Here is a 12,093-nt window from a genome sequence, read left to right on the forward strand (position 1 = left end):
AGGACGTCCTGAAAAATTTACTGAGCCGCCGGGGTGAACTTCGACACGATGGTCTCGACCGGCTTGAACGCCTGCTTGGCGAGGTCGCTGTAGAGGCCGGCGATCTTCTGCGATTCCGCAACGAAGGTCTCGTAGGAGGAACGCGCGAAATCGGTCTGCGCTTCCATGGCCTTGTCCAGCGATTTCACGCCGGAAAGCTTCTCGACGAAGGACTTGGTGTCTTCGAACGACTTCTTCGTATAGTCGCCATAGGCGCTGGCGATCGCCTGGAGGCCGTGCTGCACCGAGGTCGCGGAGGCGACGTACTGCTCGAAGTGCTCTTTCCCGTAGTTCTGAAAGTCTTCAACCTTGAACATTTCGGAATCCTTTTCCCTGGCTCTCGTCGGGAAGCCCCGGCTCCCTGACTCTGCCCACAATTAGTGCAACGCACAAAAAAGTCAAGAATCTTTGTGCGACGCACAAATTTAGACTCACTTCGCGGAGATTCCCGGGGTTTCCCGCAAGGGTTCTTTAAGCATTTGGAAACCGCGGGCCCCTACCCTGATTCCCTGGACGTGTTCAGCTTCCGCAGACGGTCAAAAGCCGTTTGAGACCATCACCTTAGCCAGAATAGCGGTTCAGGCCCAACGTCCCCCGCGGCGAACACCAGCGGAGGGACAGCCTGAGCAGGTAATGATCCCGGGTCCAATGGGCACAATTTCGCCTCACGAGCCGGTGATCAGTTGAGAAACGGGGACGGGGTTCCATGCTTCGTAAAAACTTGTCTTCCTCGCGCTTGGCGCGGGTTGGCGTTTTCGGGCTTCTTACGGTCACCACCGCGGTCATCTTCACCACCGATGCCGCCGAGGCGCGGCGTCATCGCCGCCATTACGCGCACCACCGGGTGCAGCGCGATGTGTCCGAGAGCTCCAGCCCGAAATTCGCGTCCATCATCGTCGACGGCAATTCCGGCGCGGTGCTTCAGTCGAACGCCCCGGACGGCATCCGTCACCCCGCCTCGCTCACCAAGATCATGACGCTCTATCTGCTGTTCGAGCGTCTCGAGTCCGGCAAGATGAAGCTCGACACCGAGATGCCGGTGTCCCAGCACGCCGCCGATCAGGATCCGACCAAGCTGAATTTGCGTGCCGGCCAGACCATCCGCGTCGAGGACGCGATCAAGGGTCTCGTCACCCGCTCCGCCAACGACGCCGCGGTGGTGATCGCGGAAGCGATCGCCGGCGACGAGGACGACTTCGCCCAGATGATGACGCGCAAGGCGCGCTCGCTCGGCATGTCCAAGACGGTGTACCGCAACGCCAACGGCCTTCCCAACGACGAGCAGGTCACGACCGCGCGCGACCAGGCTACGCTCGGCCGCGCCATCCAGGAGCGCTTCCCGCGCTACTATCGCTATTTCGCGACCGCGACCTTCAACTGGCGCGGACAGTCGATCCGCAACCACAATCACCTGCTCGGCAATGTCGAGGGCGTTGACGGCATCAAGACCGGCTACACCCGCGCCTCCGGCTTCAATCTCGTGACCTCGATGCGCCGCGGCAACCGTCATTTGATCGGTGTCGTGCTCGGCGGCCGCAGCGGCGGCTCGCGCGATGCGATCATGCGCAACCTGCTCGCGGAGAATCTTGAGAAGGGCGCGACCACCCACACCGTCGCCGCGGTCACGGAGCGCAACGGCGCTGACGCCAGCACCGAGGTCGCCGATGCGTCGCCTATCCCGGCCCGCGCTGTTCCGCAAGTTCAGGCCGCTTCTGCCCCTGCTCCTGAAGCCGCTCCGTCGCGTCTGGCCGCACGCCTGTCGACGCTCGCGGCTGCGACTGCCGCGGTGCCGCCGACGCAGCCCAGGTCCGAAGCCAAGCCTGAAGTTCGGCCGACGGAATCCAAGATCGAGCCGGCGCCGCTCACCAATGGCGTGATCTCGAGCCAGCCGCTCTCGATCATCCCCGGCTCGTCCGAGCCGATGAAGCCGGTTCGGGTCAAGACGGTTCAGGTCAAGGCCGGCGCCGTGAAAGTCGCCTCCGCTGCCCCTGCTCAGGTCGCACCGCCGGTCACCAACGCCATTTCGTCCCGTTCCGACGTCGCGGAAACCTCCACCGCCGTCGTCGCCCGGGCCGATCTCATCAACAAGCCCGAGGTCGTCAGCCAGCCGGAAGCGCCGAAGGCCGAGGTGGCGCGCACCGAGCTGCCGCGGCAGCCGGCGGGCTTCGGCACCGGCAACGGCATCCTCGGGGTGCTGCCGGCCGCAACGGCTGCCGCGCCCACCCCGGCCGCTCCGAAGCTCGCCTCCGCCGATCCGATGCCGGTCCAGATGAGCGCCACCACCAAGCCGGTCGTCACCCACAGCGGCTGGATCGTCCAGGTCGGCGCGCTCGAGAGCGAGAACGAAGCCCAGCAGCGCATCGACGCCGCGCGCAGCTCGGCCCGCGGCCTGCTCAGCAAGGCCGATCCGTTCACCGAGGTCGTCGCCAAGGACAATCGCAAGCTCTATCGCGCCCGCTTCGCCGGGCTCGAGCGCGACCAGGCCGAAGCCGTCTGCCGTACCCTGAAGCGTGCCGACATCTCCTGCATCACCGTCCGCAACTGATCTTTCGCAACGCTCCGATCAAAATGCCCGCGCTGTGCCGCGGGCATTTTTGTTTTTGGCGGGTCTCGATGCCAGTTCCGCGACAACTTCTCGTCAAGGATTTACGGTTAAAACTTTACTCAAGAGATCAACCACGCCGACAATGGCGGGTGTCAGGGCGACGGCAGACAGAGCAAGCGGAGCTCACGCGGTACGGGCGTTTGTAGCGTGGTGCCGGAGTTAGCCGTTATGCGTACGAAGCAGAGTATCCTTGGCCTCGTTTACACGGGCAGCGAGGTAGTTCGACCCCCCCTGGTCGGGATGGAGTTTCTTCATCAGGGTCTTGTGGGCCCGGCTGATGTCGTCACGCCCCGCCCCCGGCTGCAAGCCAAGGATCTGATAGGCCTCCTCCGCCGTCATTTTGCCGCTCGCCGCCGTTCGGCGCTGCCCCCCTGCCGCATCGCTCTGCGCGTTCTGACGCCAGGCGGGAAACCGGCGGTCCAGATAGCTTTCAAGTAAGGCCACGCTCTCGGCGTCGAATGTCGGGACCATGGCCAGCAGGCTAGCGAGATCGAACTCGCCGAGATCGCGCCCGGCGTGAGGCCCGGCGACGATCTGCCCGCCGAGCTGGCCAGAGCCGTGGTCGAGCCGCATATCCAGGAATTGCGAGCGCACGCGTGAGGACTGCCCTGACGCCGGCGCAGCACCACCGCCGCCGAACAGCCCGCCGACATTGCCGAAGCCGGCGTTTGCCAGCGGTGTCCAGCCCAGCAGGCCAGCGCCAAAAATCCCGAGCGGGATCGCCACCACCAGTTCGCCCCGCAAGCCCGTGAAGGCTGCGACCGCCAGCGCCACCACGCCGCCACCGAACCTGATGGCCCTCGCCAGCACCGCTGGGTTGGCGGCTCGGAACATCTGGAGCAGCAGATAAAGCGTGATAACAGCGACAGCGCCGGCGATCAGGGTCATGACCGGAATATAGTCGCCCTCGCGGCAAAATGCATGGCATACGCCTCGCCGCGATGCTTGAGCGCTATTTCATCTGGCCGATCAGCCTGGCCGCGCCGCTCGCGGTCTGCGCCAGTTTCAACAGGGCCTCGCGACCGCCGGCGGCATAGGCCGCAGCGGCCCGCAGCAGTTCGCGCAGTTGCGCCGCCGCGCCCGGATCGAAGCGGCACCAGGCACCGCCGGTCAACCGCGCGATCTCGCGAAAGGCCTGCTCGGCGACGGCATCATGACCTTCCTGAAACACGAACACGGGCACTTTGAGCATGCCGAGCTCGCCGGCCTTGGCGCAGAGCTCGTCGACCTTCTCCTCCATGGCATCGCCGACGAAGACGACGGCGCGCACGCCCGATGCGACCGCTTCGCGCCGCGCCTCGGTCAGCACCTTGCCGATCTGGGTGTCGCCGCCGCGGCAATCGATCTTGCTCATCAACGCCGCAAGCCTGGTGCTGTCGGAGATCCACCCCGTGGCGCGGCACTCGTTGAAGCCGCGATAATAGACCAGGCGGATGTCGAGACTGCCGAGCGCGGCGGTCTCGCGAAACATGTCGGCCTGCAGCGCGCAGGCCATGTCCCAGGTCGGCTGCCGGCTCATGGTCGCATCCAGCGCGAAGATCAGCCGCCCCTTCGCGCCCGGCCCATGCGGTGACATCGCCTGCGCCTTGGCAACGAAGGCGGCGATGTCTTCCGCAGTCGACGTTCCGGCCTGCGGCACCGCGCGGCCTGCCTGCGCCGAGACGGCATCGCCGCTGCGCGGTTTGATGGGTTCGCCCGACATGCCTTGACCCTGCGTGGGCAGCTAATGTGGTTAGCGCAAGCTGCCCGGTCAATGTGCAAAGCCCCCGCCGGCAGAGGCTGGCGGGGGCTTTGCAGATCGTGACTGACGATGAGGGACCGTCAGGGAGAAGACGTCAGCTCTTGGCAGGCCCCATCAAGGCGACCGGACCGGGCTCGAGGATGTTGGGAGGCGAGGATTGCGTGTCGACCGGCGCGATCTCGCTGTCGGTCGCGCTCAGGAATTTGTCGAGCATGCCCTGGATCGAGTTCTTGGCGACGTCCGGACCGGTGTCGCGCATGTCGTTGTGCTGGAATTCCGTCTTCACGACCTGGATACCCGCCTTCTCGCATTCCTCGTCCGTCGGGATCACGCCCGCATCGGCCTTGAACTGCGGATCGGTGGAGCGGAACGACAGGATCTTGAACTTGCCGGCGGTGACGAAGGGCACGCGCAGATTGTCGAGCGTGACGACCTTCTTGACTTCATCCGGATACTGCTTGGCGAAATACATGGTGATGTCGCCGCCCATGGAATGGCCGACCATGGTGACCTTGTCGTAGTCGGCGTTGGGCTGAAGCTTCCTCATTTCCTGCACGGCGAGATGGATGTTGGCGACACCGCGCAGGATCTGCGGCAGCCGGCCGACATAGAGCTCGCCGGGCTTGGTCACCATCGGAGGATCGGTCGGCAAGTCGTGCTGCGGGCTCAGGACCATGTAGCCGCGCGCAGCGAAGATGTTGGCGAGGAAGCCGTACTCGGTGTTCTTGACGGTGTTGCCGTGATTGATCACCGCGACCGGCAGCGTGATCATGCCGGCATTGGCCTGCATTTCCTTGTCGCGACGCACCGCGATGTCGACGGGCACCGGGCGATTGTCGCGCGAGGCGTCGTAGAAGGTAATGGTCTCGTGCTTGATCGCCCACTTGCTCGCCGTGAAATAGGCGATGCCGCAGAGAGCACTGACCGAAACCAGAACGGCAATTCCACGCTTCATTTTCGTCCTCAGCCTCAGGCTCTTGCGGCCTGAATCCCTGTTGAAAATCGTGTTCTTCCGGGGCTCTTCGGCCCCTTGTCGCCTATTCGCTAATATATGTCACAGGCGCGTGACAGGAAGGCCAAATATTGTGAACCGACAGCCCTTTCATTGTGCGCCGCACACGTTTTATGGGCATCCCGTCCTCGCCAGGCTACGTCAAGGTGTACTTCACCATCCGACGCAACCGGTCTCAATTGGGTTCAATTTCACGGTCAACGTAAGGTGAAAACGGCGAAACGCGGCCGCAGTTCCCTGGAGAGCCCGGCCCTCAGATCGATCGGATCGATCGGAAGTAGTGGCATACCGCCGGCTCAGGCGCCGAGGATGTCGTGGACCTCGAGCGGCTTGTCGACCTGGTTGAACCACTCGGCCCGGTTGGCGGCGCGGCGGCGGCCGCGCTCGTCCAGCGGCAGCTTGAGCTGGCGGAGCAGGCTCGTCACCTCCTCCCGTGCGGTGAGATGGCCGAGATTGGGGCGCATGCCGAGCGTGGCCTCGTCGATCTCGTCGAGCGCGGTCAGGCCGCGCGGGAAAAATTCGCGATAGACGACGCGTTCGGCGAAGCCGTCGACGTAGCGGAAGCCGAGCCGCAGCGACAGATCCTTCAACCCCTCGGCGACGAGCTGCTTGTTGCGCGAGCCGAGCATCGACAGGCGGTTGCGCACGACGATCCAGTCGGTGGTCGAGCCGTCGAGCTGGCGGCGCTTGCGCCTGACGTCGCGCACCATCTCGGCGTAATGGCTCTCGCCCGTCACCGCGTAGTTGGCGGGATCGACGGTGCCGAGCACGTCGAAATCGAGGAAGCTGTCGTTGATCGGCGTGACAAGGGTGTCGGCCATCGAGTGCGCCAGCCGCATCAGATAGCTGTCGGTGCCCGGCGTATCGATGACGATGAAGTCGAAGCTGCTCTCGACTGCCGAGACCGCCTCCATGAACTGCTGGAACTCGGAATTCTCGTTCTCGGCGATCTGCATGGTCTCGCCGAGCTTGATACAGCGATGCACCGGCAGTTCGAGGTCGAGCTTGGTGCGGCGCGCCCAGGCAGAGCGGTTGCCGATGTAGCGGGTGAAGCTCTGCTGACGGCAGTCGAGGTCGATGGTAGCGACGCGCTGGCCCGCCTTCAGGAGCGCAACCGCGATGTGCAAGGCGGTGGTCGACTTGCCGGAACCGCCCTTCTCGTTGCCGAGCACGACTACATGCGCCGAGCCGGATTGGCCTTGGCTAGCCTGCACAAGCATGGCGATCCTCAACACCCCTGATGAATATCTTCGAGTTGGCCGCGTCTGCGGTCAAGTGAAATGCGTGACAGGTAATGCAAATCGTATTGCGCCGTTCTTCATGAATCGCGGCGTCGTCTTTCGTCTGTGATCCAGCCATAATGTCGCGACATCGCGCGCGCCTTGCGCGGGATGCTGTGCCGCATCCGGATGCATGGCGTCCACGATCGCCGCTTGTTAAGGTTAGTCGCCCCTGGCGCCAGGTCATGCCGGGCCGATTCCCAACCCTGTCGAGTCCTGATGTCAGCAAGCCCCTTGATCGCCCGCACGGTCCCAACCTTGCGCCGCGCCGTCGACAATCTCCGCAAGCGAAAAGCCACGATCGCGCTGGTCCCGACCATGGGGGCCCTCCATGACGGGCATGTGTCTCTCGTCCGCCTCGCCAAGCGGCGCGCCAGCCGCGTCATGGTTTCGATCTTCGTCAACCCGACCCAGTTCGCCCCGACCGAGGATTTCGGTGCCTATCCGCGCACCTGGAAGGCCGACATCGCCAAGCTCGCGGCCGAGGATGTCGATATCGTCTGGCACCCCGGCGTCGCGGCGATGTATCCGGAGGGCTTTGCCACCCGCATCATGCCGGAGGGACCGGCGCTCGCCGGCCTCGAGGACCGCTTCCGCCCGCATTTCTTCGGCGGCGTCGCCACCGTGGTCGGCAAACTGTTCACGCAGTGCCGGCCGGACTTTGCGATCTTCGGCGAAAAGGACTTTCAGCAGTTGCGGGTGGTGACGCAGATGGCGCGCGACCTCGACCTCGGCGTCAAGGTCGTCGGCTCCCGCACCGTGCGCGAGCGCGACGGGCTCGCGATGTCCTCGCGCAACGTCTATCTGTCGCCCGAGGAGCGGCAGACCGCCCCCATCCTCTACCGTGCCATGAAGGACAGCGCCGGCCGCATCCGTGCCGGCGAAGCCGTTGCGTCGGCCATGAAGCGTGGCGCCGCGACGATCGAGGCGGCCGGCTTTGCGCTCGACTATTACGAAGCGCGCCATGCCGAGACGCTGGCGCCCCTCACCTCGCGCAAGGACGGCCCGTTGCGAATCCTGGTCGCCGCCAAGCTCGGCAACACCCGGCTGATCGACAATGTCGCGGTTTAGAGCAGCCCGAGATCGCGCAACTCGCGCCGCATCGGCTCCGGCATCGCCGCGATCGAGCCGGCGGCGGACTTGCCGAGATCGGGCGGCACGGAATCGTCGGTGAGATAGCGCCAGCCCTGGAACGGGCGCATCGGCCGCGGCGACACCGAGACCACCTTCGGCTGCATCACGATCCGGCAGCGGCCGATGCCGTCCTTGTCGCGGAACGGCTCGATGCCGATGATCTTTTCCCGCGCGGCGATCTCGCCCTTGATCACCCAATAGAGCGACCCGCCCGAGAGGATCTCGGCATCGCGCTTGGGGACCATGCGGGTGATGTGGATGTGACGTTGCGGCAGACCCTTCTTCTTGGCGGTCTGCATCCGTTCGGCGATCCACTCCTTCAATTCCTTGACGGAGTCGCAACCGACGGCGAGCTTGATCAGATGTAGCGGCATGCCCAAGCATTAGCCGGGCAGCACCGCATTTGGAATGCCGATCTACTCGTTATCCGCAGCCGCGGGCGCGGCCGCCGAGGCTGGCGGCGGAGCGAGCGGAACCGGTGCTGCCGCGGGAGCACGCGCAGCCTTCGGGGCCGGCGGCTTCTTCGCGGCCGGTGGTGCGGCGGCCTGTGCCGACGTCGCGGCGGGCGCGCGCGGTGCCGGCGCTGCGTTCGCGGCGGCGGGCGCCGCCTGGCGCGTCGTCGCCGTGGGCTCCGGATTCATGATGCTGACTGGCGGCGTCGACGAGGCGCTCGGGAACTCAGCGCTGGTCGGCTTGCCCGTCGGCATCGCGGGCGGCAGCCCGGCAAGCGCGGCCGTGGCCGGCATCCCCTGCGCCGTTGCAGGCGCGTTCCAGGTTGGCGCGTAGCGCGCGACCAGCATGTCGTAGAGATGGGCGTCCATGTTGGCGGCAACCCGCTGCTGGTCGGTCAGCGAGCGGAACGCGGCGCAGTCGAACTGCGTGCAGCCGTCGCGCACGACCAGCACCTGCGCGACGAGGCCGTAGCGATCGTGCTCCAGCGCCTTGCGCAGCACCTTCATGTCCGTCGTGAGGCTCTTCTCGGCGGTCGCGGCATCACCGAGCGCGGTCAGCCGGTCGATTCGGGCCGCGGTGTAGGAGACGGCGGCAGCCGCGGCATCCGGCGAGCCGAACAGCGCCTTCTCGCAGCCAATGGCGACCGCATCGCCGGCGAGATCGTCGAGACAGGACAGCGCCGGCAGGCTCGCGATGACGGCACCTTGCGCGCGCACTTCGGTCGGAGCGTCCTGCCCCGCCGGTCCATAGACGCGCACGGTGGCAGCTCCGGCGATCGCGATGGACAGCAGCGTGATCACGGTCAGCGCGCCGTTGGCGACCGACCTATCGGCGCGCAGCAGCGTGATCAGCAGGATCAATCCGAAGAATCCGGCAGCCGCCAGCGTCATCCACATCGGAAAGGCCGGCGAGCGCCAGATTTGGTCGAGCGAAGTGGCCCATGCCCAGTTCATGCGCGACGTCCCCTCACGCGAGCAGAGAACGAATGGTCAAGCGAGCACCGCGAGTCGGCAACTGCCCCCCAGGCCCACCTTGCGAAGGTGAAGCGGGCCTTTTGACGGCGGCAGGACACAATTCCGCAGAGGGCGCGAATGCGCGGGGAGCGTCGGTCTTCAGGAGAGCGCGAGCTGGCTTTCCTTGGCGACACGTTCGAAAGCTTCGGTCGAGCTCTTGATCCGGTACTGGCAGTCGTCGCCGTCGGTCGGCAGCAGGCGGATGACCTCGTACGAGCCGCTGGCAGCAGGGCGCGCGACGTTGCTGGCCGTGAACAATACGCGCGTTCCAATCGGGAATTTGTGCTTCAACACCCTCTCCATCACTCAAACAACGCCTGCCTCGCCCATGGTCCCACTGCGACGGCCGGCCAGAAACCCAGGCGCTGTATAGCACGCGACCTGCCGTTTTGGCCAGCGCCATGCCACCATGGCAAGCGCGTAAATCCTGCAGTCTTTTCAGAATGATAGGGATGGAACCGGCCGGTCGATGATACCGCCGGGGCCGCATGTTCAGGCGGCATGTCGCAGGGCCGGTCGCAGCCCGAATGGCATATGGCGCCAGTCAATGTCCGGAAAGTGAGCGCCGCCGGCCGGCACACAGCCAGCGGCCTCGTTCGGACCGACCGGTCAGGCGTCCTCGAACTTCGCGATGACAAGGGTTTCGGCCAGCCCGTCGCGGGTCCATTCCTGGAACGCCGGCAGCGCCATCATCGTCTCCATGTAGGCCTTGGTGTCCGGCGCGACGTCGATCGCGTAGGTGCGCAGGCGATGCACCACCGGCGCGTACATCGCATCGGCCGCGCCGAAGCGGCCGAACAGGAACGGACCCTTGGCACCATAGCGCGTGCGGCATTCGCGCCAGATCTCCTCGATGCGCGCGACGTTGGCCTTGGCGTCGGCCGACAGCGTCACGGGGCGGATCGGCCGATGCAGGTTCATGCCGCATTCGTTGCGCAGCGCCACGAAGCCGGAATGCATCTCGGCGCACACCGATCGGGCATGCGCGCGCGCGGCGACGTCGTCGGGCCACAGCTTCACTTCCGGATACCGCTCGGCGATGTATTCGATGATGGCGAGCGAATCCCACACCGTGACGTCGCCGTCGACCAGCACCGGCACCTTGCCGGCGCGACTGAAGGACAGGATCTGCTCCTTGTCCGCGGGATTGTCGGTGTAGAGCGGGATCAGCGTCTCCACGAACGGAATGTCGTTGGCGCGAAGCGCGAGCCAAGGCCGCATCGACCATGACGAGTAGTTCTTGTTGCCGATCGCGAGTTTCAGCGCAGCCATGTCATCAGTCCTTCCCGAGACGCGTTGAAGCGAGCCGCTTTTAACGCCATCGCGTGCCGCCAATCAATCGTTGCCGCATCCTACCATGCGTGGCAATCGTGGCGGCTTGCGAGGAGAGAGAGATGAGCAGGCATTGGGTCGACATCACCGCGGTCGGCTTCTTCATCATCGAATGGCTGGTCTATGCCCTGACGCTGGAGCATTCGGCCTACGGCCGCGACAGCTTGTCGGCACGCATGAACCGCTATCGCGAGGTCTGGGTGCGCCGGCTGCTCGACCGCGAGACGCGTATGGTCGACATGCAGATCATGGCCTCGCTGCAGAACGGAACCGCTTTCTTCGCCTCCACCAGCCTGATCGCGCTCGGCGGCGCACTGGCGCTGCTGCATGCCACCAACGACGCCATCACGATTCTGAGCAAGCTGCCGATCGACCTCAGCACGTCGCCGGCGATGTGGGAGCTGAAATGCGTCGGCCTCGTGCTGATCTGCGTCTACGCCTTCTTCAAATTCGCCTGGTCCTATCGCCTGTTCAACTATGTCGCGATCCTGTTCGGCGGCATGCCCCCGGCCGAGCGGCGCGACACGCCGGAGGCGGAAGCCCATGTCATCCGTACCACGCGCCTGTTCGAATCCGCCGGCCGCCATTTCAACCGCGGCCAGCGCGCCTTCTTCTTCGCGCTCGGCTATCTCGGCTGGTTCGTCAGCCCCTGGCTGCTGTTCGTGACCACGGCTGCGGTGGTGGTCGTGACCTGGCGCCGGCAATTCGCATCGAGCGCATGGGCGGCGATGGCACCGGAGGTGGTGGATGGCGCGGAGAGGATGAAGCGCGGTCATTGAGGCACGTGTCCCGGACAAGCTGCAACGCGCAAGCGTTGCGGCGCAGAGCCGGGACCCAGGGCAACACGGCGCGATGCGGATGGACGGCCCGGCTCTGCAGTGCACCGTCGAACCGGACGATGCTTCGCATCGCCGGGGACGCTGCGCTGCGTCCGGGGCACAAGAGCGGATTGTGGCGCATGCTCTTTCCACGTCTTCATTGCGATGCTCCAGTGCATATCCCAGCGGCGGTGCCGTAGGGTGGGCAAAGGCGCACTTGCGCCGTGCCCACGATCTCCGTCCATAAGCGACAAGGCGTGGGCACGCTGCGCTTTGCCCACCCTACGAGATCTGGTTTGTGGCACGTAGCTCAGCTCGCAGACACGCCTCTTCGGCCTCGCGGCGCAATTCGCCCGAGCTTTGCTTGGTCTCGCAACCCTCTCATCCAAGAGGGCGCAGGGAAGGCCGGGTGCTGGCTCGCACCCGCGGTCCGCTGCGCGAAAAGCACGCGCAGAAAGAACCGCACAGCAGCATACAGGTGGTGCCGATCACTCGGCCTTCCCTGCGCGATGGCTGGACGGCTTATGCCGTGATCTCCCGGGAGCCGACCATTCCTTCTGGCCTCCCTCGCCCCGCGAATTTGGATGATGCAGTCTGCCCGGTTGGGCTCGCTCGCACCTTCGCAAGGACTTGACCGTGGCAACGACGGCCAGGACCACACGGTTT

12 protein-coding genes are annotated in these 12,093 nt (G+C 65.3%); 3 read left to right on the forward strand and 9 right to left on the reverse strand.

All coding sequences use genetic code 11. From position 1 onward, the window contains the following. Positions 1 to 17: 17 nt before the first annotated feature. Positions 18 to 356 (reverse strand): phasin family protein, encoded by a 339-nt coding sequence (locus BM190_RS19195; protein ID WP_028143975.1) that lies wholly within the window; start codon positions 354 to 356, stop codon positions 18 to 20. A 389-nt stretch (positions 357 to 745) separates the two neighbouring features. Between BM190_RS19195 and BM190_RS19200 the strand changes: the two genes are divergently transcribed. After that, the gene (locus BM190_RS19200; protein WP_092257708.1) at positions 746 to 2,584 is read left to right on the forward strand and encodes a D-alanyl-D-alanine carboxypeptidase; all 1,839 of its coding nucleotides are present in this window, start codon (positions 746 to 748) and stop codon (positions 2,582 to 2,584) included. 219 nt (positions 2,585 to 2,803) lie between these two features. Here the strand turns inward: BM190_RS19200 and BM190_RS19205 are convergent, their stop codons facing one another. The 4 genes from BM190_RS19205 to BM190_RS19220 all read right to left on the reverse strand — a co-directional run bounded on the left by BM190_RS19205 (position 2,804) and on the right by BM190_RS19220 (position 6,617). Beyond that, positions 2,804 to 3,532 carry a DnaJ domain-containing protein gene (locus BM190_RS19205; RefSeq protein ID WP_018321151.1) on the reverse strand — a complete coding sequence of 243 codons (729 nt, stop codon included), beginning with the start codon at positions 3,530 to 3,532 and terminating at the stop codon, positions 2,804 to 2,806. A gap of 64 nt (positions 3,533 to 3,596) precedes the next feature. Further along, the gene (locus tag BM190_RS19210; protein ID WP_092257711.1) at positions 3,597 to 4,346 is read right to left on the reverse strand and encodes a vWA domain-containing protein; all 750 of its coding nucleotides are present in this window, start codon (positions 4,344 to 4,346) and stop codon (positions 3,597 to 3,599) included. A gap of 133 nt (positions 4,347 to 4,479) precedes the next feature. After that, positions 4,480 to 5,340, reverse strand: coding sequence for an alpha/beta fold hydrolase (locus BM190_RS19215; protein ID WP_018321153.1), 861 nt, complete (start codon positions 5,338 to 5,340; stop codon positions 4,480 to 4,482). Between the two features lie 353 nt (positions 5,341 to 5,693). Further along, positions 5,694 to 6,617, reverse strand: coding sequence for a division plane positioning ATPase MipZ (locus tag BM190_RS19220; RefSeq protein ID WP_018321154.1), 924 nt, complete (start codon positions 6,615 to 6,617; stop codon positions 5,694 to 5,696). A gap of 279 nt (positions 6,618 to 6,896) precedes the next feature. Here BM190_RS19220 and panC point away from each other — a divergent pair, with 279 nt between their 5' ends. Further along, positions 6,897 to 7,748: a pantoate--beta-alanine ligase gene (gene panC, locus BM190_RS19225; protein ID WP_092257714.1), complete on the forward strand. Its 852-nt coding sequence runs from the start codon at positions 6,897 to 6,899 to the stop codon at positions 7,746 to 7,748. On the opposite strand, the gene BM190_RS19230 is transcribed toward panC, so the two are convergent. From BM190_RS19230 to BM190_RS19245, 4 genes are all read right to left on the reverse strand, one after another. Continuing rightward, entirely contained in the window at positions 7,745 to 8,185 is a 441-nt protein-coding gene (locus BM190_RS19230) for a DUF1489 family protein (protein WP_092257717.1), read from the reverse strand. The two genes, panC and BM190_RS19230, sit on opposite strands and share 4 nt — an antisense overlap. 42 nt (positions 8,186 to 8,227) lie before the next feature. Continuing rightward, entirely contained in the window at positions 8,228 to 9,217 is a 990-nt protein-coding gene (locus BM190_RS19235; protein ID WP_092257720.1) for a hypothetical protein, read from the reverse strand. 159 nt (positions 9,218 to 9,376) lie between these two features. Further along, positions 9,377 to 9,580, reverse strand: a complete 204-nt coding sequence (locus BM190_RS19240; protein ID WP_018321158.1) for a hypothetical protein — start codon at positions 9,578 to 9,580, stop codon at positions 9,377 to 9,379. A gap of 306 nt (positions 9,581 to 9,886) precedes the next feature. Continuing rightward, the gene (locus tag BM190_RS19245) at positions 9,887 to 10,549 is read right to left on the reverse strand and encodes a glutathione S-transferase family protein (RefSeq protein WP_092257723.1); all 663 of its coding nucleotides are present in this window, start codon (positions 10,547 to 10,549) and stop codon (positions 9,887 to 9,889) included. Between the two features lie 122 nt (positions 10,550 to 10,671). Between BM190_RS19245 and BM190_RS19250 the strand changes: the two genes are divergently transcribed. Beyond that, on the forward strand, positions 10,672 to 11,388 hold the full coding sequence (locus tag BM190_RS19250; protein WP_018321160.1) for a DUF599 domain-containing protein: 717 nt from the start codon (positions 10,672 to 10,674) through the stop codon (positions 11,386 to 11,388). The last annotated feature ends 705 nt before the right edge of the window (positions 11,389 to 12,093 follow it).

It is taken from the genome of Bradyrhizobium sp. Rc3b, from assembly GCF_900114915.1.
In the GTDB taxonomy this organism is placed as follows: Bacteria; Pseudomonadota; Alphaproteobacteria; order Rhizobiales; family Xanthobacteraceae; genus Bradyrhizobium.